This is a genomic window from Agromyces cerinus subsp. cerinus, assembly GCF_900142065.1.
Lineage (GTDB): Bacteria > Actinomycetota > Actinomycetes > Actinomycetales > Microbacteriaceae > Agromyces > Agromyces cerinus.
The window spans coordinates 172,898-195,523 of the sequence record NZ_FSRJ01000005.1 but is presented as its reverse complement, the minus strand read 5'-3'; the positions used below and the strand labels follow the sequence as shown (position 1 = coordinate 195,523).

Genomic DNA, 22,626 nt, shown 5'->3' with positions numbered 1-22,626 from the left:
ATGCCGGCGACATCCGCTGGACCCGCCGCTCTAACATGAGCGGGTGGACTTCTCCTTCGCATTCACGCCGGATCTCATCGCCGTCTTCGTGACGCTGTTCGTGCTCGAGGTCGTGCTCGGGGTCGACAACGTCATCTTCATCTCGATCCTGGCGTCGAAGCTCCCGATCGAGCAGCAGGCCCGCGCCCGCAACCTCGGCCTCACGCTGGCGATGGTCATTCGCGTGGTGCTCGTGTTCTTCGCGGGGTGGATCATCACGCTGAAAGAAGATGTGGTCGTCTGGTTCGGCATGGGCTTCTCGATCAAGGACTTCATCCTCATCGCGGGCGGCCTGTTCCTCGTCTACAAGGCGGTCACCGAGATCCACCACAAGCTCGAAGGCGCCGAAGAGGAGCACGGCGGCGCCGCACCGAAGCGCATCACCTTCAGCTCGGTGCTCCTGCAGATCCTCGCGCTCGACATCGTGTTCTCGCTCGACTCGGTCATCACCGCGGTCGGCATGACCGAGAACCTGCTCGTCATCGTCACCGTCGTGGTGCTCTCGTTCGGCATCATGCTCTTCGCGTCGCGGTTCATCTTCTCGTTCGTCAACCAGCACCCGACGGTGAAGATGCTCGCGCTGTCGTTCCTGCTGCTCATCGGCGTGTTCCTCATCGCCGAGGGATTCGGCGTGCACATCGACAAGGCCCTCATCTACGCGCCGATGGCGTTCGCCATCCTCGTCGAGGCGCTGAACCTCGTCGCCTCCGCGCGCAAGGCCAAGCGCGAGAAGCGCCGTCAAGAGGCCGTGCAGCTGCGCCCGCAGTACCCCGACGTCGACGAGTCGGTCGCAGTGTCGGCCGCGCTCTCGAGGGGCGAGGGCGCGGGTTCGGTCGGCCTGTCGAGCAGGCCGGTCGAGGGCGAGTCGGATGCCGCGGAGGAGCGCGCCGGCCTCGGTTGAGCGTCAGCCCACCCGGGCGAGGAACTCGAGCACGCGCTGCGTGAGCAGTGCGGCCGCGGCCGCGTCGTAGCTCGGCAGGCTCGAGTCGGCGAAGTAGTGCTGGTCGCCGGGATAGAGGAAGAGCTCGGCGTCGTCGGTCGACGCGACGAGCTCGCGGGCGGCGTCGACGTCGCCCTCGTCCATGAAGATCGGGTCGGCGTCGGCGCCGTGGATCTGCACGGGAACACCGGCCGGCCACTCGCCGAACTCCGAGGCCGGCAGGCACGAGTAGAAGAAGAGCGCGCCGCGTGCACCGGCTCGGGTCTGGGCGAGCTGCTGCGCGGGTACGACGCCGAGCGAGAAGCCCCCGTAGACGAGCTCGCTCGGCAGCTCTGCCGCCGCACGCTCGCCACGCGCCATGATCTCGCCCCAACCGACCTCGCGCGCATAGCCGACGCCCTCCTCGATCGTCGCGAAGGTGCGCCCCTCGAAGAGGTCGGGCGTGTGCACTGTGTGACCGGCGGCACGCAGTTCGTCCGCGAATGCGTGCAGGCCATCGGTGCGGCCGAGCGCGTGGTGGAAGAGCAGTACGTCTGACATCGTGTTCCCCGTTCGTCGAGCGTCGTGGCGATTCCGAACGAGAAATTACCCGCTCGGTCTGACATTGTCGACCGGATGCGAACGCGGGTGCCCTCCCGCTCGGTGCGAGCGGGAGGGCACCCGGTTCGTTCAGTCGACGATCGGATCAGATCAGATCAGATCGTCGGGTCGGATCAGCTCGCTGCGTAGATGCCGAGCTCCCAGATCGAGTAGCCCCACGTCGACTTGCGGTCGATGCCCTGCATACGCACGTACTGCACCGGCTCGCTCTCGTCGAAGGTGTACACGTCGAGCGCGCAGGTCGAGTCGTCGACCGTGCGGATCGTCGTCCACGTCGTGCCGTCGTTCGACGTCTGCAGCTCGTAGGCGTTGGCGCAGGCGGCCTCCCAGCTGACCGTGATGCCGCGCACGACCGTCGGCTCGCTGAGCTTGACCTGCACCCACGAGTCGTCGCTGTAGCCCGATGCCCAGCGCGTCGACGCGTTGCCGTCGTTGACGTTCTTGGCGCCGAACTGGGCGACCTCGGTGCTCGAAGCGGTCGCCGTGCCCTTCGGCGCGACATTGACGACGTCGCCCGCGTCCCACATGGCGAGCGTGAACCCGATGCGGCCGTGGAAGGCGTCGAGCACGCCGTCGGCGATCTTCACCTTGGCCTTGCCCCATGCGTTGTCGACCGGGTCGACGACGACCGCTGCGGCCTGCGCCGCCGTGGCCTTCGCCGAGGCGGCGAGGGCATCGGATGTCGCCTGGTCGCCGTCGATCCGTGCCTGCACGGCGTCGAGCAGCTCGACGGTCGACTGGCCCCACAGCGCGGCGGCGTCGAGCCACGGGCTCGAGTCCGACACGAACGCCGGGTCGGTGGTGCCGGTGCGGATCGCCTCGGGGGCGTCGGCGATGGACTGGGCGTAGGTGCGGAGTTCGGCGACGGCACCGGCGCGGTCGCCGGCGCTCCAGGTCTCCCAGAACTCCGCGATGCGGGCTGAGAGCTCAGGAGCCTGCGGCTGCCACGGTGCGCCGAAGCTCGGGGCGAGGTGGTTGAGGTCGGCGAACACCCGGAGCGAAGCGGCCGTCGCGGCATCCCCGCTCGCAAGGTAGTCGAGCGCCCGTGACCAGTTGTGGCCCGCGTCGTACGCCTCGTCGTTCCAGGTGAAGTCGGCGACGCCGAAGATCGCGATCTTGCTGGCGGCGGCCTGGTTCATCGGGTTCGAGACGATGCCCGCGAGGTACTCGCCGAGGCCGGCCTCGCGCTTGTCGTACGGCGCCATGAGCAGGCGGCCGGCCGTGTTGCCGTAGTCGTTCACGGGGTAGTTGTCCCAGAGGAAGGTCGGGCCGCCGAAGACCGTCGCGGCCTTCTGCGCCTGCGCGACCGTCACCGACTGCGGCACGACGCCTTCGCCGGTCCACATGACGACGACATCCTCGTCCATGGTGCGCAGCGCCGTCTTGTAGCCCGAGTCGGCCGTGTTCGAGTACTCCGTCGGCACCATCTGCAGCGGGTGCACGCCCTCGTGCGTCTCGACGAACTCCTTCTGCACGCGGTCGAGGAACGCCGCCTGCGCGATGCCGGCGGTGCGGGCGCTCGGCGCGCCGAACTTCGTGCGGTCGCCGTCGCAGTGCCAGCGACCGTAGTCGATGTCGTCGAGCGGGATGTTGAACGCCCGGACACCGAGGTCGTACATCTGCTGCAGCTTGGTCGCGAGCGCCTGGTAGTCGCCGTCGCTCGAGTAGCAGACGCTGTTTCCAGGCGAGAGGGCGAAGGTGAACCGCACGTGGTTGGCGGTCGCCGTGTTCACGAGCTCGCCGAGCTCGGCGAGCTTGTCGGCGGGGTAGGGCTCGCGCCAGCGATCACGGTGGTACGGGTCGTCCTTCGGCGCGTAGATGTAGGTGTTCGCCTTGACGTCGCCGTAGAACTCGAGCTGGTCGAGTCGCTCCTGGTGCGACCAGGGCTCGCCGTAGAAGCCCTCGATCGTGCCGCGGAGCGGCATCGACGGGAAGTCGCTGATCGCGGCGCCCGCGATGCGGTAGCCGCCGTCGTCCTTCGGCACGAACAGCTGGTCGAGGGTCTTGACGGCGTAGTACTGGCCGGCGGCGTCGACGCCGCCGAGTGCGACGGTGCCGAGCGGTCCGGCGGATGCATCCGCCAGGAGCGCGTAGCCCTCGGCGTGCGTCGGCGCCTCGGTGTCGCCGAGTGCGGCGTCGATGTCGGCCCGCGAGGCCGCACCGAGCTTGATCGTGAGCGGGGCCGTGCCCGTGGCCTTCGCGCGCTCGTCGATGCGGTCGACACCGTGCTCGCTGAGCGTCTCGCGCAGTTCGGCGAGCGCCGCGGCATCCGTGCCGTCGTCGACGACGATCTCGACGCGGCCCGGCACGTTGAGGTCGGAGCCGGCGCGGGTGATCGACTGGGGCGTCGGGCTCACCGACGGCAGCGGGCCCGATGGCGGTGCCGCCGACGCCGAGAGCGGCGTGAGCATCCCGGCTATGGCGACGGCGGAGATTCCCACCGTGGCGAACGTCTTGCGAATTGTCTGCATTATTGCCTCCAACTGTCTCGACGACTCCGTGGTCAACGTGATGCCGAGATCCGGTCGGCACTCACTTTGTTGACTGGCTAAACTAAGTAGCCCTGAACTTATGTGATCCCAAGTCCGAGCGTCAAGGGGCAAGATGTCTTCGTGCAGGCACAGGCATCCGCGACCGCCGGCACGACCGAGGAGACGATGACCGTGAGCACCGCCGGCCTGCAGCGCAAGTCCGACCTGTTGCGCCGTTTCGCGCGCAACGCCCAGTTCGAGGCGCAGACGGGCATCCGGCGCGAGCACCTGCTCAAGGCGCTCGGCCTGATCGCCCGCGAGCCCGCCCCGGTCACGCGGGCGGTCATCGCGCGGCTCACTGGTCTCACCTCGGCGACGGCCTCGTCGCTCGTGGCGGAGCTGATCGCGCTGGGGCTCGTCGTCGAGACCGGTCGCGCCGAGAGCACCGGCGGCAAGCGGGCGACGCGTCTCGAGATCGCGCGCGACGCCTATCTCGTCGTCGTCGCGGTGGTGCGCACGCGCGCCATCGACACCGCGCTCGTCGACCTCGCGGGTCGCACCGTCGCGAGCCGCCGACTCGATGTCGCCGGCGGCATGGAGGTCGCGACCGTCGTCGATGCGATTCGTGCGCTCACCGAGGGATTCGAACCGCAGGTGCTGGCCGCGTGCGTGCAGGTGCCGGGGGTCACGGCCGGGGGAGTCGTCGTCGAGAGCGTGCAGCTCGGCTGGCGTGGCGTGCCGCTCGCAGGCATCGTCGAGGAGGCGATCGGCGCACCGGCATCCGTCGTGAACGACGTCGACGCCGAAGCGCTCACCGAGGCGGTCGATGCCGACGACGGCGCGATCCGGCTCGTGGTGCACCTCGGCGAGGGCGTCGGCGCCGCCATCACGAACGGGGGCACCCTCATGTCGGGCGCCACCGGGCGGGCCGGCGAGATCGGGCACGTTCGCGTGATCTACGAGGGCGAGCGCACCAGATGCCGGTGCGGCCTCTCGGGATGCCTCGAGTCGGCGACCTCGATGAGCGCGATGCTCGGCGACGCGTACACCGACGAGCTCGACGATCACGACACGAGCCTGCTGGCGTCGACCGCCGAGGCGCGCGAGCGCATGGGCTTCGGGGCCCGCGCGCTCGCCCGCGCACTGCGCATCAGCTCGGCGCTGCTCGACCCCGAGGAGATCGTCATCGCCGGTGCGGCGCCGGCGCTCGGCCCGCACTTCCTCGGCACGCTGCGCGACGAGTACGAGATGTACCCGGCCAAGGGCACGACCCCGGTGCCGATCCGCTACGGCCGCCCCGAGCTCAGCGAGTACCTCGGGCCGGCGAGGTTCGCGCTCGCTCCGGTGCTCGGCGACGCGCTGCCGCTCACGCCGGCGCGCTGAGTCGCTTGCGCCGGTTGGTGACCTCCGAGGTGGCGACGATGACGACGAGCACGACGACCGCCGCAGCGATCGCGTAGGCCGCGTCGACGAACGCCGCGGTGGCCCCGAGCGCGATCGTGAGCACGAGGGCCGGGACCGCCCAGCCGAGCACAGCGCGCAGGGGGCGCCCGAAACGCAGGGAGATGATGGCGTTCGTGCCGTAGAAGACGGCGATGCCGCCGCAGAGGGCGATGGCTGAAGCCTGGGGGAGCGGTGCATCCGGATGCTGGATGGCGCTGTCGAGTGCACCCGACACCGCGGTCACCCCGACGACGATGAGGAACGGCAGGAACCCGACGGTGTCGCGGATCGCCCGGTAGTCGCCGGCTTCACGCAGCTCGTCGAGCCCGACGCGCATCGCATCGGTGCCGTACATGAAGAACGACCAGGCGAGCAGTGAGATCACGGCGAGGCCGAGCAACCCCACGACGCCCGAAGCGAGGTTCCAGCTCTCGTTGAGGGCGCCGACGGTGGAGAGCACCGATTCCCCGAGCACGATCACCACGAGCAGCCCGAACCGCTCCGAGAGGTGCTCGGTGTTCATGCGCGGCAGCACCCGAGCCGCCCAGCTGCTGCTGCTCGTGACGAGCAGCGTCACCTCGACGACGATGCTGAGACCCCAGAGCGCGAACATCCACGGGCTCGGCAGCCAGATCGAGACGAACCACAGCAGCGCCGTGGCGCCGTTGTAGACGAGCAGGCGGGTTCGCGATGCCGCACCGCTGCCCCACGACTGCGTGATCCAGAGGCCGAGCAGCACGAGTCGAAGCGCCGCGTTGCCCGCCGCGAAGAGCCACGCCCGCTCGCCGGTCGCTTCGGGTGCGGCGACGGCGATCGCGCCGACCGCGAACATCGCGGCGAGCATCACGAGCGCCAGTTGCCGACGGCTGAGCCACGGCATCACGTTCACGGTGAAGGTCAGGTTGACCCATGACCACCACACGGAGGCGAACAGTGCGGTGAACAGCAGCAGGCCGGCGACCGAGGGATGGTCGTGCAGCGGATGGGCGAGCTGACCGACGAGGGCCACGAAGATGAGGTCGAAGAACAACTCCATCCAGTGCGCGCGCGACGGATCGCGGTCGGCGACCGCGATCCGCCCGGATGTCTCAGCGCTCATCTCGAGCCTCGTCGAGCAGTTCCCGCAGCCGAGTGGCGGTTCGCCAGCTTCGCACCGTCATCTGCTGGAAGACGGGCATGGCCATCAGGCGAGTGATACGCGTCTTGCCCGCCAGCGCCTTCACGCGCGAGAAGTAGATCGCGCCGGGCCCCGGGGCGATCGAGTCGACTCCGGCGCGAAGCTCGGGCATCTGGTCGAGCACCGCATCGACCGTGAGCGGCGCCTTGACGAAGAACACCTCGCTGCGGAGCTGGTCGGACCCATGGTCATCTGGCGCTGCGGCGATCGTCGCGGCGAACTCGTCTCGCGAGCGCACCAGCGTCGGGATCGCGAAGCCGAAGCGCTGCTGGAGGGCGCGCTCGAGGTCGGCTTCGAGCTTCGTGTCGGCGCTGCGCTTCGTGGTGAACAGCACGTTGCCGCTCTGGAGGTGCGTGCGTGCCTCGCCGTAGCCGGCAGCGTGGAAGCACTCGACGAGCGCCCCCATGTCGACCGGGTTCCGGCCGCCGACATTGATGCCGCGCAGCAGTGCGACGTGCGTCGGCGTCTCCATACCGTGAGCATGCCACCTGCGGACGACGGCCGCGCGGTTCGCTCGTGGCGCAGCGGGGGAATGCGCCGCCATGCCCTGCCCGCCCGGCGAGCGAGCACAATGGGCACATGGTCGAGATCTCCGACGAGGACTTCGAACGCATGGTCGGCGAGGTATTCGACGCGCTGCCCGACGAGATGGTGCGCGGGGTCGAGAACGTCGCGATCCTGATCGAGAACCAGCCGCTCGACCAGCGGCCGCGACTGTTCGGCCTGTACAGCGGGCGACCGCTGAAGACGCGCGGGGTCTACGGCTTCGGCGAGCTGCCCGACCGCATCACGCTGTTCCAGAACAACATGCAGGCGCACAGCGCCGACCTCGAGTCGCTGCGTACGCGCGTGCGCATCACGCTCGTGCACGAGATCGGCCACTACTTCGGGCTCGATGACGCGAAGCTCGGGGAGCTGGGCTGGGCGTAGGCGGCGACCGGTCTCAGTCGAGGTCGTCGCGACGGTGGGCCAGATAGGCGATCTCCGCGCTGTTGCCGGCGAGCGCGATGGCGCGGTCGTAGGCTTCGCGCGATTCGCCTGGCCGCCCGAGACGGCGCAGCAGTTCGGCCCGGGTGGCGTGGAACGCGTGATAGCCCTGCAGCGCGCTCTCCAGGCGATCGATGATCGGGAGCGCGGCATCCGGCCCGTCGAGCTCTGCGACGGCGATCGCGCGGTTGAGGGCGACGATCGGCGAGCGGTCGAGGCGCACCAGCTGGTCGTAGAGCGCGACGACCTGCGACCAGTCGGTGTCCCGGGCGTCTCGCGCGTCGGTGTGCACGGCGTTGACGGCCGCGAGCAGTTGGTAGCGGCCGGGCGCGACTCCGGATGCCAGGCGCTCGCGCACGAGGCGATGGCCCTCGTCGATCAGTGCCTCAGACCACAGGCCGCGGTCCTGTTCGCCGAGCGGCACGAGCTCGCCGGCTGTCGAGACGCGGGCGGGGCGACGAGCCTCGGTGAGCAGCATCAGCGCCAGGAGGCCCGCCACCTCGCCGTCGCCCGGAAGCAGCATGCGGATCAAGCGCGTCAGCCGGATCGCCTCGGCGGTCAGGTCGGCCCGAACCGGGTCGGTGTCGGGGCCGGTCGCCAGGTAGCCCTCGTTGAAGACGAGATAGAGCACCGCGAGCACGCCGGTGATGCGCGCCGGCAGATCCTGCGCTGAGGGCACGCGGTACGGGATGCGTGCTGCCGCGATCTTGCCCTTCGCGCGGGTGATGCGCCGAGCCATGGCGGGTTCCTGCACGAGGAACCCGCGGGCGATCTCGGGCACGGTGAGTCCGCCGACCAAGCGGAGGGTGAGCGCGACCCGTGCCTCCATCGCGAGTGCCGGGTGGCAGCACGTGAAGATCAGGCGCAGTCGGTCGTCGTCGATGGCTCCGAGCGGTTCGGGCGGTGTGTCGTCGGTCAACAGCATCGCCTCCCGGTGCTTGTCGAGGCGCTTGTGCTCGCGCCGGATACGGTCGATCGCTCTGCGGTTGGCGGTCGTGGTGAGCCACGCACCCGGGTTCGGCGGCACGCCGTCGACCGGCCACCGCTCCACCGCCGTGGCGAAGGCCTCGGCCGCCGCCTCCTCGGCGACGTCGAGGTCGCCGAAGCGCCTCGCGAGCGACGCGACCACGCGGGCCCACTCGGCGAAGTGCGCCAGCGTGATCGCCTCGCGCGCGTCGACGGGGTTCACGCGGCCTGCTCACACGAACAGGAGCGGTCGTACCTCGAGCCGCCGGTTGCAGGCCTTCGAGCCGGCGGTCATGAGCTCGAGCGCGACGTCGAGGTCGGGTGCCTCGATGATCCAGAGCCCGGCCATGTGCTCCTTCGATTCGACGAAGGGGCCGTCGGTGAACACGGGCTCCTCGCCGCGGGCGTCGATGACCGTCGACGTCTCGGGTGCCGCGAGGCCTGCGGCGAACACCCAGTGGCCGCCCGCTCGGAGTCGCTCGTTGAACGCCCGGATCGCCACCATCTCCTCCTCCGTGCCGGAGTCGGTCTTGTCGTCGATCACGGAAACCAGGTACTGCATCTCACACCTCCACGATGCGGGTCAGGGACATTCTGGACTGCTGGGCCGGGGTACGGCCACGCGGGCCGCGCGGCTACGCATACTGCGGACGGCCTGCGGGCCGGTAGGTCTGCGCGATGATGCCGGTCGGGAACGTGCGCGACTCGAGCAGCTCGAGTGCGAAGTCCTTGCCCTCATCGGGGAAGAGTCGAGTGCCGGCGCCGACGATCACGGGGCAGACGATCAGCGTCATCTCATCGACGAGTTCGCGCTCGAGCAGCCAGCGGATGAGCTGCCCGCTGCCGTGCACCTGCAGCTCGCCGCCCGGTCGTGCCTTCAGCTCGCGCACCGCGGCCTCGAGGTCTCCGGAGAGCACCGTCGTGTCAGCCCACTGCGGGTCGGTGATCGTGTTCGACGCGACGAACTTCGGGCGCGAGTTCAGCGAGCTCACGAACGGGCTGTCGAAGTCGTCCTGCACGCCCCAATACCCGGCGAAGAGCTCGTAGGTGCGGCGCCCGAAGAGGAACGCGTCGGCGCGCCGGTAGTAGTCGCCGATGTAGCCGGTCGACTCCTCGTCGCCGACCGGGATGGCCCACCCGCCGCGCTCGAACCCCGGGTCGAACTCCGGGTTGTTGCCGCCGTTGGCCTGCATCACGCCGTCGACGGTGATCTGGGTGTTGGTGATCAGCTTCATGATCATGGTCCCTTCTCCGACCGCCCCTCGTGGGCGGCCGCTCACCCTTGCTACGAACAGGGTGCACCCGATCGGACACCTCGGGCGGAAGTTGCTCGATCTGTCACGATTCGGGGCCCTGCCGTGTCGTATGTGCAGAAGGCTCGAAAGGAGACGACGTGACCGTCGCACGGGAACCACGCACGGACTTCACGGGGCGGATGGGCGAGCGCCTGTCGCAGACGACGATCGGCCGGCGCGCCTCGGCCGCGATGCAGGAGCTGCGTCACCGGGCGGTGCCGCTGCACTGGTCGAACCTGTTCGGCGTGGTCGCGCTCGCCTGCCTCGCCGTCATCACCGTGACTGGCGTGGTGCTGGTGTTCCACTACACGCCGTCGGGCACGACGGTCGTCTACGAGGGGGCCTATCCCACGCTGCACGGCGCGCAGGTCTCCGAGGCGTTCGCCTCGACCATGCGAGTCACGTTCGAGGTGCCCGGCGGACTGGCGCTCCGGCAGGCGCACCACTGGGCCGCGCTCCTGCTTCCGGCGGCATTGCTCGCGCAGCTGCTGGTCACCTTCTTCACCGGGGCGTTCCGCCGGCCGCGACGCGCGGGCTGGGTGCTGTTGTTCCTGCTGTTCATCGCGGCACTCGTGGGCGGATGGAGCGGCTACGCGCTGCCCGACGACATGCTCTCGGGCACGGGGCTGCGCATCGTCGAGGGAATCACGCTCGGCATCCCCGTCGTCGGCACGTGGATGAAGGACCTGCTGTTCGGCGGCCAGTTCCCGGGCGAGATCATCGAGCGGCTCTACCCGCTGCACCTCGCGGTCGTACCGGCGATGATCGCGCTCCTCGTGGTGCGCGTCGCGCTGCTGGCCCGCCACCAGCCGCCGCAGTTCGCCGGCCCCGGGCGCACCGGCGCCAACGTCGTCGGCATGCCGCTCTTCCCGAACGCCGCAGCCCGCGCGGGCGGTCTCCTCCTGATCGTCTCGGGCTCGCTGATGCTCATCGCCGCGACGGTCACGATAAACCCGATCTGGCTGTACGGGCCGGCATCGCCCGGTGACGTCGGCGCCGGCAGCCAGCCCGACTGGTACACCGGCTTCCTCGACGGGGCGCTCCGGCTCGTGCCCCCGGGGTGGGAGTTCGTCGCGTTCGACCGCACCTGGACGCTCGCCGTGATCGCCCCGCTGGCGGTGATCGGGCTCTTCCTGCTCACCGTGGCGGTGTATCCGTTCATCGAGGAGCGGATCACGGGCGACCACCGCGAACATCACCTGCTCGATCGGCCGAGGAGCACCCCGACGAGAACGGGTATCGGTGTCGCGGGCATCGGGTTCTACGCCACGCTCTGGGTCGCCGGCAGTGCCGACCTCATCGCGGACGCCTTCAGCCTCACGATCGAGGGCGTGGTGCTCGCACTGCAGATCGTGCTGATCGTCGGACCGGCCGTCGCCTTCGCGCTGGCCCGACGGGTGTGCCTCGGCCTGCAGCTGAAGGACCGCGACGTGCTGCTGCACGGGTTCGAGACCGGGCGCATCGTGCGCCTGCCGGGCGGCGAGTACATCGAGGTGCACGAGCCCCTGAACCCCGACGAACGCTGGAGAGTCCTGCTCGGCGGGGTAGCCTCAGAGCAGGACGCCGGTTCGACAGACGGCGGCTCACCCGTTGGTTCGCATCTGCCATGACGGATGCCGGTGAGCGAGCGCAGAGCCGACACCGGCCACAGCCCGCACAACTGGAGGCCACCATGAGCACGCCCACCCCCTCACTCCTCGCACTCGGTGTGCTGGTCACCTCGCGCAAGGTCGACGAGCGGCGACTGCCGATACATCCCTCGCATTTCGAGCGGATCGACGCCGACCTGCGGTCGAACCTGATGCTCGAGCGCGGCTACGGCGAGAGTTTCGGCATCTCCGACGAGCAGCTCGCTCCGCTGGTCGGCGCGATCGCGTCGCGCGAGGCGATCATCGCGGAGGCCGACGTCGTCGTGCTGCCGAAACCCCTCGCCTCCGACCTCGCCGAGTTCCGTGACGGGCAGGTGCTGTGGGGCTGGCCGCACTGCGTGCAGGACCGGGACATGACGCAGTACGCCATCGACAAGGGCCTCACGCTCATCGCGTGGGAGGCCATGAACCACTGGAAGTCCGACGGGGGATTCGGGCTGCACGTCTTCCACAAGAACAACGAGATGGCGGGCTACTGCTCGGTGCTCCACGCCCTGCAGCTGTGCGGCTCGACGGGTGACTACGGGCGGCGGCTCAACGCGGTGGTGATCGGGTTCGGCGCGACGGCTCGCGGCGCCGTCACCGCGTTGAACGCCCACGGCATCCACGACGTGCGCGTGCTGACCAACCGCGACACCGCCGCCGTCGGGTCGCCGATCCCGTCGATCGACATCATCCAGTTCGAGCACGACCCCGACGCTCCGTTCCTGAGCACCGTCAACACCGAGGACGGGCCGCTCGCGCTCGCCCCGTTCCTCGCGGCGCACGACATCGTCGTCAACTGCACCCTGCAGGATCCGAACGCACCGCTCACCTACCTCCGCACCGAGGATGTCGGGGCATTCCGCCCCGGCAGCCTCATCATCGACGTCTCGATCGACGCCGGCATGGGATTCGAGTGGGCGCGGCCGACGTCGTTCACCGACCCGATGTTCACGGTCGGTGATTCGATCAACTACTACGCCGTCGACCACAGCCCGTCGTTCCTGTGGAACTCCGCCACTTGGGAGATCAGCGAAGCCCTGATGCCGTTCCTCCGCACCGTGATGGAGGGCCCGGACGCCTGGGCGGAGTCCGACACCATCGACCGCGCGATCGAGATCGAGGGCGGGCGCATCCGCAACGAGGCGATCCTCCAGTTCCAGGGGCGCTCGCCCGAGTACCCGTACCCGCCGCACGCCTGACGGCGTCGCGCCTGACGACGCGACGAAATCCGGAGGCGCGCAGCCGGGCCCGCTACATCATCGACTGCAGCAGCTTCGTGGCCCGTTGGTTGTCGTCCGTCGCGAGCACGACGCGGTTCCTGGACGCCACGTAGGCGAGCGAGATGTTGATGCCGGCGTCGGCCAGTGCGCGCGCCATCCCGCCGAAGACGCCCGGCGTGTCGAGGTCGGGGTCCGGCAGTGCCGGACTGACGATGACGTCGGTCTCGGCGTCGACCCTGATGCTGGCGCCCTCGAGCGCCGCCCTGGCGCCGGTGACGTCTTCGACGAGGATGTGGACGGTGCCCCGACCGCCCTCCATGATCGCGCAGAGGCCCTCGATGTTGACCCCCGCGCGCCCGAGCGCCTCGCCGAGCCGGGCCCCCTCGCCGGGCTGGTCTTCGAGGATGATCAGCAGATCCTTCACCATGGCGGCACCTCTTTCTCGGATGCCTCAGGTCTACGCCCGCGTCGGCGGCGCGTCAACGCCGGTTCAGGCAGTCGCCGCGAGTGCGCGCACGGCACGTTCGACGGCGGGACGCACGTCGAGCCCGGGGTCGACGGTGAGCCGGTGCAGCATCAGCCCGTCGCCGAGCGCCATGAGGGCGCGCGCCGCGGGCACGGGGTCGGGGATGCCGGCCTCGGCGACGAGTCGGTCGGTCCACTGCTCGAACTCGCGACGCTGGCGGGAGAGCGGTGCGAGCAGTTCGTCGTCGGCGGAGAGTTCGAGGAAGAGCGCGTAGCGCGCCCGGGTCCGGGCCGCGAACGGGCCGGTCTGCGCGAGCATCACCGCGCAGAGTCCCTCGACGATCATGTCGGGAGTCGGGTGTTCGAGCAGCGACGGGGCGAAGTCGGCGCGCTCGCGCTCGGCCATCCAGTCGATGAGGCCGGCCAGCAGCGCCCGCCGGGTGCGGAACCAGTTCGACGTCGACCCTGCGGGCAGGCCCGCCCGTTCATCGACGCGCGCGTGGCTCAGTGCCCGCACGCCCTCGGTGCCGAGCAGCTCGACCGCCGCCTCGAGTGCACGCTCTTTCGTCGCGGCCATGGACACCTCTCGATCGCGGTCGTACTATGTTCATAGTAGATCTACTACGAACATAGTAATCGACTCCGATGAGGAGGTCGTCATGGACACGCAGATGCCCGAGGCATCCGGATTCGAACACCTGACGGTCACGACGCCGGGGCTCGCCACGCACGTCGCCGTGACCGGCGACCGCGACGGCGATCCGGTCGTGATGCTGCACGGCTTTCCGCAGCACTGGTGGCAGTGGCGGGCGATCGCGCCGATGCTCGCCGAGCGGTACCGGGTGTACTGCCCCGATCAGCGCGGCAGCGGATGGACCGTCGCCGCGAATCTGCGCATGGAGCGCGAGACCTGCCTGAACGACCTGATCGGCGTGCTCGACGCGCTCGGGCTCGATCGGGTCCGGCTCGACTGCCACGACATGGGCGCCATCACCGGCTTCCAGTTCGCCTACCGGCATCCCGAGCGGGTCGAGGCGCTGGTCATGCTGTCGGTGCCGCCGCCGTTCATGTCGTTCGGCCCCGAGATGATGAGCGGCCTCCGACACATGCCGGCGCTCGTCTGGCACCGACCCGGCCGCTCCGTCGCCGGGCTGTTCGACCCGGCACACGTCGCCCAGCCGATGCCGCCCGGCACGGTCGAGACCTACCTCGCCCCCATGCAGCGCCCCGAGATCGACGGCGCCGTGCGCGAGATCTTCCGGCACATGGCGGTGCCCGAGGCGACTCGTATCGCCCGCGGCGTCTACCGGAAGCAGCGCCTGCAGCCGCCGACACTCTGCGTCTTCGGGCGACTCGATCGCCCGTTCCCCGAGGAGCTCGTGCGGCGGCTCAGCGGCGACCCGGCCCGCTACGCCGACCGCTTCGACTTCGCCTTCGTCGACGGGGCCGCGCACTTCATCACCGACGACGCTCCCGACGCCGTTGCCGAGCTCGTGCTCGAGCACTTCGTGGCGGCCGAGGCATCCGCTTGACGAGGTTCCTCCGCTCGTTCCGATCCTCAGAAATCCGGGGCCGTGGGCGCCGGAACGCGGGATGATTGACGTACGCATCGCACCTCAGGGAGGCGAACGTCATGGCATTCGACACGGCGAACGGAACCCGCGGAGCCCGCCAGCCCGGACGCAACCGGCTCGAGCGCTGGGCGAACCTGCGAATGGCGCAGCGGCTGCGTCGCAAGGGCGACCGGAGCGGCAACAAGCTGGTGCTCGTGACCGTCGGCAAGAAGACCGGCGAAGAGCGGATGACTCCCGTGCGCTGGTTCCCCGGCCTGGGCAGCACCCGACTCATCGTGGCCTCGGCGAGCGGCGCACCCCGCAACCCGGCCTGGTACTACAACATCGCGGCCCACCCCGATCGGGTGCGCATCGAGTACGCCGGTCGGCGGGTCGAGGTCACGGCCGACCAGCTGCACGGCGCCGAGCGCGATGCGGCCTGGCAGAAGATCACGGCCGTGGCGCCTGGGTTCGCGAAGTACGAGCGCGTCACCGACCGCGAGATCCCGGTGATCCGGTTGACCCCGCACCGGGAGTGACGCGCGCCATCCAGCCGATTGGGTTGTCGCGAACCGCCCGACATCCGTTGTCGTCGTCGTTGTCGACCCCGCCCGTGAGACGAGCCTGTTCGCGAGATCGGCATGCCAGTTCCGCCTCAGCGGAGCTGTTCGGGCTCGCGATGAGGGGCAACTGGCATACGTCGAACCCCGACGCCTGCCGCGATGAGCTGATCGCGAAGGTCCTCGACGCCCGCGAACACGTGGGTGCACATCGAGAGACGGTCGGCGCCGACGAGTTTCGAGGCGGTGTCGTCGGTGAAGAACACTTCTGCGCCCGTCACCTCGAGTGCGTCGAGGACGTGTCCGAACGCGCGCACGTCGGGCTTCACGAAACCGATGTCGGCCGAGTTGAAGATCGCATCGAACCGGTCGGCGATGCCGAGCGCGGCGATCTCGGCTGGAATCGTGTCGGTGCCGTTGGTGAGCACCGCCGTCGTGAGACCCAAGCTGCGGATCTCGTCGGACAGAGCCAAGAGCGACTCGTCCACGACCGAGGGTTGAACTCCCCATTCCTCGGCGGCCGGTGCGCTTCCGGCCGCCTCGCTGACCTGGCGCACCCATTCGGCTCGGGTGATGCGCCCGGTCGTGACCTCCTCGATCAGTGGGTTCGCGAAGGCGATGCCTGCGATCGTGCCGGCAGCGAGCCCATGCCGGCGTTCGATGTCGGCCAGGTGATCGGGATCGAAGTGTCGGATGACGCCGTCGAGGTCGAACAGCACGACGCGAATCATCAGGCCGGGTCGATCCGCAGCACGGGCGCCGAATCCCCGACCGTGAGATCGTCGACGACGCGAAGGCCGCGCGCGAGCTCGTCGACGGCTCCGACGACGGTGCCGAACCGCTCACGGTCGCTGCACACGGCCGTCACGCTCACGAAGTGCGTGCCGAGATCCCACGTGTAGGTGGCGAACGGCGGGCGACCGCCCTCGGGCAGCGGCATCGCGAGCTTTTCCCCGATGCCGAGGTAGTTGCCGCGGAACTCCTCGGTGTCGTCGTACTCGATCGGCATCGAGGCGCGCGCCATCCGCAGCTGCGGTGTCGCTTCCTGCACCTGCGCCATCACGACGAGCAGCTCGGGCTCCGCCTTCCAGACCCATACGAGCACCCGGCCCGCGGCCTTGCGCATCAGGAACGGAACGGCCTGACTCATCGCCCAGGCGCTGAAGCCGCCGCCCGCGCGGGTCGGTGCGGCGTCGGGTCCCTTCGCCTGCGACAGGAGCATCCCGATCGCCGCCTTGCGGTGGCGGCGTCCGCGGAATCCGAGGGAGTCCGTGATGGGCACCCACTTGGAGAGGTCGGGCTCGGCGTGAAGTCGGGGCACGCTCCCAGCCTACGAGTCGCGGGCCTCGCTCGTTGGTCATCCCCACGGCGCAGCGCAGGGCTCGCTCGTCGACCCGAGCACCGCCGAACGCAGCACCGGGCCACCCGCGACCTTACGCCGCGGGAATGCGCCGATGCGGCACGGAGGTGCCCCATTTCAGGGGTGGAGGACCCAGGCGTCGCCGCCCCGGGGCGTTCGCGATGAACACGCCGCCGACGAGCACGAGTCCGCCGATCGTCTCCCAGAGGTTCGGGATCTGACCGAGCAGCAGCGCGGCCGACGCCATCGCCACGACCGGTGCGAGCAGCACCCACGGCACCACCGAGGCGGAGCGGTTGCGCGCGAGCAGCGCGTTGAAGATCGCGTAGCCGACGAGCGTGCAGAGCCCCGCCGTGTACAGCGTCGAGACGATCGGCCGCCAGCCGAACGCCGCGATGCCGGCGGCGATCGCATCCTGCCCCTCGATGAGCACCGACAGGCCGAGGGCCGGCAGCGGCACCACGAGCGACGACCACACCGTCAGCGACAGCGCGCCGAGTCGCTTCGCCGGCGCGACCGCACCGGCATGGCGCGAGATGACGTTGCCGATCGACCATGAGAGCGCCGCGAGCAGGCACAGCACGACGGCGAGTGCGGGTGCGTCGCCGCCGCGACCGAATGCCACGACGCCGAGTCCCACGGTGCCGACGAGCACGCCGATCGTCTGCATGCGCGTGGGGCGCTCGCGGAGGGCGAGCGCCGCGACCACGATCGTCAGCACGACCTGCGCCTGGAGCAGCAGGGCCGCGATGCCGGGCTGCAGCCCGAGCGCGATCGACGTGTACAACAGGCCGAACTGCCCGAGGCACATGAACAGCCCGACGCCGACGACGGTCTTCCAGCTCGCGAGCGGGCGCGGCACGACGACCGCTGCGAGCGCGACGACGCCGAAGCGCACGGCGACGAAGAACAGGGGCGGGATGCCCGCCATGCCCCAGTCGATCACGACGAAGTTGAAGCCCCACAGGGTTGCCACGGCGGCGGCCAGCAGCATGTCGCGTCTCGTCATGGTTCCACGATCGCCCGCGGCATCCGGAAACACCAGCGATCATTTGTCTGCCTGATTCGGTAGCATCGCTGCATGATCGATCTCGAAGCCGTGGTCGCGCTGCGAGCGGTGGCCACGAACGGAAGCGTCGCGGCGGCGGCGGACTCGCTCGGCTTCACGCCGTCGGCGGTGTCGCAGCAGATCAAGCGGCTCGAACGCGGCACCCGCATCGCGCTGCTCGAACGGGTGGGTCGCGGCGTCGTGCTGACGGATGCCGGTCGGCACCTCGTGACCTCGTCGGCGACCGTGCTGGCAGACCTCGAGCGCATCGAGGCCGACCTGCACCTCGCCGGCGGCAGCGGCACCGGCAACGCCGAGCGCCGGGTCACCGGCGAGGTGCGCATCGGTGCGTTCTCCACCGCGGTGCGCGGCATCCTCGTCGACGTGCTGCCGCGCCTGCGCGACGAGCATCCCGAGCTGCGGGTGCCGCTCCGCGAGAGCGAGCCGTGGGAGACCATCGCGCTCGTCGCGTCGGGTCAGCGCGACCTCGGCATCGTGCACCGCTGGGGCGGGGTGGCTCTCGCGATGCCCGAGCACCTCGTCGAGACGCCCCTGTTCACCGACGTCGCCGACGTGATCGTGCGGCGCGACCACGCGCTCGCGGGCCACACCGAGTTGACCCCGACCGACCTCGCCGGTGAGGAGTGGATCGCGACGTTCGACTCGACGATCTGCCGGCAGTGGCTGCGGCGACTGTTCGACGGCGTCTCGAACGCACCGCGCATCGTGCACGAGTCGATGGAGTTCGAGAACCACCTCGAGCTCGTGCGCGCGGGCCTCGGGGTCGCGCTCGTGCCGCGCATGGGGCGGCCGCCGCTGCATCCCGATCTCGTGGCCATCCCGACCGTGCGCCCGGCGTCGACCCGTGGCGTCTCGGCGGTGCACCGCCGCAGCCAGGCCGACTCGCCGGCCCTGCAGACGGTGCTCGATGCGATCCGCGAGGTCGCGGTCGGCCACGCCGGCGACTGACGCAGGTTGACGCTGGCAGAGCGGGCTAGGCCTCCCCGTCCGAGAGCGTCCCGTCTGCCACGACTCCAGAACCCATCGGAGCCGCTGGTTCCGCCGCCGCCGCGGTCGGCTCGGGTTCGGTGAGCACGATTCGGCGGGCTGGAATCGGAACGAACTCGCCGCCGATGAAGCTGTTGACGATGAAGATGAGCGTGACGATGCAGGTGAGATACAGAATGAGTCCCGGTTCGGTCGCAAGAGACTGCAGATATTCGAGGTTCAAGATCCTCGCCAGTGCCGAGAACACCCAGATCAAGCCGAAGTACGTCCCGACGCCGATCGTCGCGACCAGGAGCACGAAGAACGGAACGGTCCGCAGCACTCGCCCGGCCATTCGCTGACGGTCGAGCGCCCATTCGAAATCGGAGAGCCACAACCGCCACGCCGCTCCGAGCAGCCCGGTCAGCATCACGTACATGAGCAGGGCGACCAGGCTGAACGTGATGATGCCCCATACACCCGCCGTCGAGATCGCGGCCACCATCGACCTGAGCACGGCGCTGTCGCGGGAGAGTTCGGTCGCGACATCCGAGATCGTTTCGTTCGACAGGAAGGCCAGCAGCACTGGCGTGAGCACCAGCGCCAGCACGGCAGCGAACAATCGAGCGAGAGCCAGGAGCCGAACCGAGTGCGCGTGTCGTCGAGCCACGATTCTGGAGTCGTGGGACGTGCCCAGCTGGCCCTCGAGAATCGCGTGGCGAACGATGGGCTCGATGACCTGAGCGATGTTCTGCGTATAGCTCACATGGTCGGTGATGAATGAGCCGTGGTTGTGCACGCGACGCTCCTCCGGCCCCGGGCTTCCCGGATGATCCTCATTCATCTGCTGGCGGGCGGCGGGGAGGAGTTCTTCCAGTTGCGCCTCGCCCAACTCGACCGCCGGATGCAGACGAAGGGCGTGATCCACGCGCCACGGGTGCCATCGCTTCGGAACGAGAATCAGACCATAGATCTGCCGGAACGTGAGGCTACCCGTGTCGGAACCGAAGTGCTCCCGTGCAACGGTGAGCCAGCTCTCGCTCAGCCATTTGGTCCCGCGGCTGACCTCCTTCCAACGAAGGCGGGCCGCCTTCTTCGCCGCCCGTCTGGGGAGCGCGATCGGCCCTGCCGGCACGGGGTCGAAGCCCGCCCAGATGTTCGTCCAGTCCATGGTGCTCTCGCTCCAGGCCTTGACCGGATGGAAGTCGATCGGCGACGACGTGGGCCATTTCACTTCAGACAGCAGGGATGTCGCGCCGCCGACGGTGACCAGATGGTCCACCCGCTCCGCCCCGCTTCCCTGGAGCGCGGCGTAGATGCTGACGGCAGCCCCCTGAGAGTGAGCCACGACGACAACGCGCTTCGCCGACTCTCGGGCTCTTCGGATGGCACCTCGAACGGTCGACAGAATGGCGGCGGCACGCACGGGTTCGCTCGTCCACGCTGTTGCGTCGCCGATGAAGTTGACCAGCAGCCCCGCGGCCGGTCTGAACCATTTGCCGACGATCGGCGCTCGCACGAGGATGAAGAGCAGAAAGACGATGATGGTCGCCAGGATCGGGAGGATCCAGCCGATCAGCACCAGTGAGATGCCGCCGATGAGGGTTGCGAAGATCGAAAGCACGACGGAGAGGTAGAACCCGATGCCCTCGATCATCATGAGCCAGTACGACTGATGGCGAACGACGTGCAGCGTGCCGCCGTCGTCTGAGGGAACCTGAACCACGGTCGGCTTCACGAGGCGGCGCGAGCTCGCGATCCAGGTGCCGAGCGCGGTGCGAAGCAGGTGCCGGCCGAAGCGCCATCCGGCGCGAAGCGAATACTTCATCACCCATCCGGCCACCTCGTTCGGTCTGGGTGCGAGGAAAGCGCTCGACCAGTTGGCTTCCGTGAAGATGATCGACCGTACTCGCCCGTTGGGGAGCGAAATGGTCGCTCGCACACCCGTCGGTTCTGCGGCCAACAAGTCAGCAGACATGAGTGTCGCGCCGGAGCCGCCTGAGTGTCGCGACAGATAGTCGGCTCTGCGGATGATCGGTTCACACCATTCGAGCAGTGTCTCCCCGCGTTGTTGCTGACCGATGCCGTGAACGACGACGACGGCCACGTCGGCTTTTTGCACGGGTCCCCCCTGACCGTGTGCGTATGAGCACAGTGTGGCCCCAGCTACCTGCGCTGTCTACCGACCGTCCGGAACCGAACGCCAACCGGATGTCACAACCGCGCGACATCCGGTGTCTTCATGTCGACGGATCATCCGGGAACCGAACCCCGGGGCCGTCGACCATCACAGGAGGACATGATGACCACCCAGACCCGCATCCCGCCGACCGAGCTCACCGGAGTCTTCGGCGCGGTCGTGAAGGTCGCCGCAAAGCGCATGATCGGCAGGGTGCCCGACTCGATGGGCGTGCTCGCGCACCACCCCGCCCTGATGCGGGCCTCGATGGGCATCGGCCGCAAGATCGAGGCGCTCGACGAGCTCGACGAGAACCTCGCGAGCTTCGCGGTGATGGCGACGGCGGCGTACATCGGCTGCAGCTGGTGCCTCGACTTCAACTACTACAAGACGCACAACGAGGGCCTCGACGAGGAGAAGGCGCGGCAAGTGCCGAACTGGCGCGCGGCATCCGTGTTCACGCCCCTCGAGCGGCAGGTCATGGAGTATTCGGAGGCGATGAGCCAGACCCCGCCCGCCGTCACCGACGAGCTGTCGGCCGTGCTGCTCGACGCACTCGGCCCGGCCGCGCTCATCGAGCTCACCGCCAAGGTCGCGTTCATGAACATGAGCTCGCGCATGAACATCGCGCTCGGCATCCACTCCGAGGGGTATGCAGACGCGTGCGAGATGCCGCCGCTCGCCACCCGGGCGGATGACGCGGCGCAGGTCGTAGGCTCGGCCTCATGACCGATGATCCGTTCGTCACCCACCGTGGCCTGCTCTTCACGGTCGCGTACGAGATGCTCGGCTCCGCGGCCGATGCGGAGGACGTGCTGCAGGAGTCCTGGCTGCGGTGGGATCAGGTCGACCGCAGCGAGGTGCGCGATGAGCGCGCGTACCTCGTGCGCATCGTGACCCGGCAGGCCCTGAACCAATTGCGCACGATGTCGCGGCGGCGCGAGTCGTACGTGGGGGAGTGGCTGCCCGAGCCGCTGCTCACGAGTCCGGATGTCGCGGAGGACGTCGAGCTCGCCGAGAGCGTGTCGATCGCGATGCTGACGGTGCTGGAGACCCTCGGCCCGACCGAGCGCGCGGTGTTCGTGCTGCGGGAGGTGTTCGACGTGCCGTACGACGAGATCGCGGCGGCCGTCGACAAGTCGCCGGCGGCGGTGCGGCAGATCGCCCACCGGGCGAAGGATCACGTGGCCGCCCGGCGCCCGCGCGTCACGGTCGAGCGTGCCGAGCAGGAGGCCGTCGTCGCGAGGTTTCTCGCCGCAGTCAACTCGGGCGACCTGCAAGGGCTGATGGACGTACTCGCACCCGATGTGGTCTCCGTCGCAGACGGCGGCGGACTGGTGAAGGGTGCCGCGCTCCGGCCGATCCACGGCGCCGACAAGATCGCCCGCTACCTGCTCGGCGGTCTCGCGAAGCTCGCGGTGCCGTTCGAAGCGGTCCCGACATGGGTGAACGGACATCCGGCGATTCGCGGCGAGGTCGACGGCGAGCTCGCCGGTGCGATCTGCTTCGAGGTGGAGGGCGGCCGCATCACGCGGATCTTCTCGATCGCCAACCCGAACAAGCTCGGGCGGATGGACGAGGCGGCGGAGTTGGTGCGTTGAGGGCGGTTGCTGTCATCCGCGCGGCCTGACGCTCGCCGGAAGACGTGCGCCGCTGACGTGCGCCGCCTGACGCTCGTCTGGCTTATTCGTCTCGGGACGAT

General features: G+C 69.3%; 23 protein-coding genes. 10 read left to right on the top strand and 13 right to left on the bottom strand.

Features of this window, described 5'->3' with window-relative positions; translation table 11 throughout:
• Window positions 1-43 precede the first annotated feature (43 nt).
• Window positions 44-940, top strand: coding sequence for a TerC family protein (locus BUR99_RS18310; protein WP_074261830.1), 897 nt, complete (start codon window positions 44-46; stop codon window positions 938-940).
• Between the two features lie 3 nt (window positions 941-943).
• On the opposite strand, the gene BUR99_RS18305 is transcribed toward BUR99_RS18310, so the two are convergent.
• A complete protein-coding gene (locus BUR99_RS18305) occupies window positions 944-1,519 on the bottom strand; it encodes a dienelactone hydrolase family protein (RefSeq protein ID WP_074261829.1) in 576 nt (191 codons plus the stop codon).
• 173 nt (window positions 1,520-1,692) lie between these two features.
• Window positions 1,693-4,050: a glycoside hydrolase family 84 protein gene (locus BUR99_RS18300; RefSeq protein ID WP_074261828.1), complete on the bottom strand. Its 2,358-nt coding sequence runs from the start codon at window positions 4,048-4,050 to the stop codon at window positions 1,693-1,695.
• Between the two features lie 141 nt (window positions 4,051-4,191).
• Between BUR99_RS18300 and BUR99_RS18295 the strand changes: the two genes are divergently transcribed.
• Window positions 4,192-5,433, top strand: a complete 1,242-nt coding sequence (locus BUR99_RS18295) for an ROK family transcriptional regulator (RefSeq protein WP_084184139.1) — start codon at window positions 4,192-4,194, stop codon at window positions 5,431-5,433.
• Here BUR99_RS18295 and BUR99_RS18290 read toward each other — a convergent pair.
• The gene (locus tag BUR99_RS18290) at window positions 5,417-6,592 is read right to left on the bottom strand and encodes a low temperature requirement protein A (RefSeq protein ID WP_074261827.1); all 1,176 of its coding nucleotides are present in this window, start codon (window positions 6,590-6,592) and stop codon (window positions 5,417-5,419) included. The genes BUR99_RS18295 and BUR99_RS18290 overlap by 17 nt on opposite strands.
• Window positions 6,582-7,142 carry a DUF1697 domain-containing protein gene (locus tag BUR99_RS18285; RefSeq protein WP_074261826.1) on the bottom strand — a complete coding sequence of 187 codons (561 nt, stop codon included), beginning with the start codon at window positions 7,140-7,142 and terminating at the stop codon, window positions 6,582-6,584. The genes BUR99_RS18290 and BUR99_RS18285 overlap by 11 nt, the downstream gene beginning before the upstream one ends.
• A 107-nt stretch (window positions 7,143-7,249) precedes the next feature.
• Between BUR99_RS18285 and BUR99_RS18280 the strand changes: the two genes are divergently transcribed.
• Window positions 7,250-7,600, top strand: coding sequence for a metallopeptidase family protein (locus BUR99_RS18280; protein ID WP_074261825.1), 351 nt, complete (start codon window positions 7,250-7,252; stop codon window positions 7,598-7,600).
• 13 nt (window positions 7,601-7,613) lie between these two features.
• On the opposite strand, the gene BUR99_RS18275 is transcribed toward BUR99_RS18280, so the two are convergent.
• The 3 genes from BUR99_RS18275 to BUR99_RS18265 form a co-directional block, all read right to left on the bottom strand.
• The gene (locus BUR99_RS18275) at window positions 7,614-8,846 is read right to left on the bottom strand and encodes an RNA polymerase sigma factor (RefSeq protein ID WP_074261824.1); all 1,233 of its coding nucleotides are present in this window, start codon (window positions 8,844-8,846) and stop codon (window positions 7,614-7,616) included.
• Between the two features lie 9 nt (window positions 8,847-8,855).
• Window positions 8,856-9,185 (bottom strand): YciI family protein, encoded by a 330-nt coding sequence (locus tag BUR99_RS18270; protein ID WP_074261823.1) that lies wholly within the window; start codon window positions 9,183-9,185, stop codon window positions 8,856-8,858.
• Between the two features lie 73 nt (window positions 9,186-9,258).
• Window positions 9,259-9,864, bottom strand: coding sequence for a dihydrofolate reductase family protein (locus tag BUR99_RS18265; RefSeq protein WP_234980912.1), 606 nt, complete (start codon window positions 9,862-9,864; stop codon window positions 9,259-9,261).
• Window positions 9,865-10,016: 152 nt separating this feature from the next.
• On the opposite strand from BUR99_RS18265, the gene qcrB reads away from it, so the two are divergent.
• Together qcrB and BUR99_RS18255 are read left to right on the top strand one after the other, a co-directional pair.
• Complete coding sequence (gene qcrB, locus BUR99_RS18260; RefSeq protein ID WP_234980911.1) at window positions 10,017-11,528, top strand: cytochrome bc1 complex cytochrome b subunit; 1,512 nt, start codon at window positions 10,017-10,019, stop codon at window positions 11,526-11,528.
• A gap of 62 nt (window positions 11,529-11,590) precedes the next feature.
• On the top strand, window positions 11,591-12,751 hold the full coding sequence (locus BUR99_RS18255) for a N(5)-(carboxyethyl)ornithine synthase (protein WP_074261821.1): 1,161 nt from the start codon (window positions 11,591-11,593) through the stop codon (window positions 12,749-12,751).
• A gap of 52 nt (window positions 12,752-12,803) precedes the next feature.
• Here BUR99_RS18255 and BUR99_RS18250 read toward each other — a convergent pair whose 3' ends face one another.
• Together BUR99_RS18250 and BUR99_RS18245 are read right to left on the bottom strand one after the other, a co-directional pair.
• Window positions 12,804-13,199, bottom strand: a complete 396-nt coding sequence (locus BUR99_RS18250; protein ID WP_074261820.1) for a hypothetical protein — start codon at window positions 13,197-13,199, stop codon at window positions 12,804-12,806.
• Between the two features lie 63 nt (window positions 13,200-13,262).
• Entirely contained in the window at window positions 13,263-13,814 is a 552-nt protein-coding gene (locus BUR99_RS18245; RefSeq protein ID WP_074261819.1) for a TetR/AcrR family transcriptional regulator, read from the bottom strand.
• A gap of 82 nt (window positions 13,815-13,896) precedes the next feature.
• Here BUR99_RS18245 and BUR99_RS18240 point away from each other — a divergent pair, with 82 nt between their 5' ends.
• Both BUR99_RS18240 and BUR99_RS18235 read left to right on the top strand, forming a co-directional pair.
• The gene (locus BUR99_RS18240) at window positions 13,897-14,769 is read left to right on the top strand and encodes an alpha/beta fold hydrolase (RefSeq protein WP_074261818.1); all 873 of its coding nucleotides are present in this window, start codon (window positions 13,897-13,899) and stop codon (window positions 14,767-14,769) included.
• A 101-nt stretch (window positions 14,770-14,870) separates the two neighbouring features.
• Window positions 14,871-15,329, top strand: a complete 459-nt coding sequence (locus BUR99_RS18235; protein ID WP_074261909.1) for a nitroreductase/quinone reductase family protein — start codon at window positions 14,871-14,873, stop codon at window positions 15,327-15,329.
• 116 nt (window positions 15,330-15,445) lie between these two features.
• On the opposite strand, the gene BUR99_RS18230 is transcribed toward BUR99_RS18235, so the two are convergent.
• The 3 genes from BUR99_RS18230 to BUR99_RS18220 all read right to left on the bottom strand — a co-directional run bounded on the left by BUR99_RS18230 (window position 15,446) and on the right by BUR99_RS18220 (window position 17,719).
• Entirely contained in the window at window positions 15,446-16,081 is a 636-nt protein-coding gene (locus BUR99_RS18230) for an HAD family hydrolase (RefSeq protein ID WP_074261817.1), read from the bottom strand.
• Window positions 16,081-16,671: a hypothetical protein gene (locus BUR99_RS18225; RefSeq protein ID WP_074261816.1), complete on the bottom strand. Its 591-nt coding sequence runs from the start codon at window positions 16,669-16,671 to the stop codon at window positions 16,081-16,083. The genes BUR99_RS18230 and BUR99_RS18225 overlap by 1 nt, the downstream gene beginning before the upstream one ends.
• A gap of 112 nt (window positions 16,672-16,783) precedes the next feature.
• Window positions 16,784-17,719 carry an EamA family transporter gene (locus BUR99_RS18220; RefSeq protein WP_074261815.1) on the bottom strand — a complete coding sequence of 312 codons (936 nt, stop codon included), beginning with the start codon at window positions 17,717-17,719 and terminating at the stop codon, window positions 16,784-16,786.
• 72 nt (window positions 17,720-17,791) lie between these two features.
• Between BUR99_RS18220 and BUR99_RS18215 the strand changes: the two genes are divergently transcribed.
• Complete coding sequence (locus BUR99_RS18215; protein WP_074261814.1) at window positions 17,792-18,727, top strand: LysR family transcriptional regulator; 936 nt, start codon at window positions 17,792-17,794, stop codon at window positions 18,725-18,727.
• 25 nt (window positions 18,728-18,752) lie between these two features.
• Here the strand turns inward: BUR99_RS18215 and BUR99_RS18210 are convergent, their stop codons facing one another.
• Window positions 18,753-20,867 carry an esterase/lipase family protein gene (locus BUR99_RS18210; RefSeq protein WP_143231713.1) on the bottom strand — a complete coding sequence of 705 codons (2,115 nt, stop codon included), beginning with the start codon at window positions 20,865-20,867 and terminating at the stop codon, window positions 18,753-18,755.
• A gap of 180 nt (window positions 20,868-21,047) precedes the next feature.
• Between BUR99_RS18210 and BUR99_RS18205 the strand changes: the two genes are divergently transcribed.
• Both BUR99_RS18205 and BUR99_RS18200 read left to right on the top strand, forming a co-directional pair.
• On the top strand, window positions 21,048-21,653 hold the full coding sequence (locus BUR99_RS18205; protein WP_074261908.1) for a carboxymuconolactone decarboxylase family protein: 606 nt from the start codon (window positions 21,048-21,050) through the stop codon (window positions 21,651-21,653).
• Window positions 21,650-22,525: an RNA polymerase sigma-70 factor gene (locus BUR99_RS18200; protein ID WP_074261812.1), complete on the top strand. Its 876-nt coding sequence runs from the start codon at window positions 21,650-21,652 to the stop codon at window positions 22,523-22,525. Before BUR99_RS18205 ends, BUR99_RS18200 begins: the two co-directional genes overlap by 4 nt.
• Window positions 22,526-22,626 lie beyond the last annotated feature (101 nt).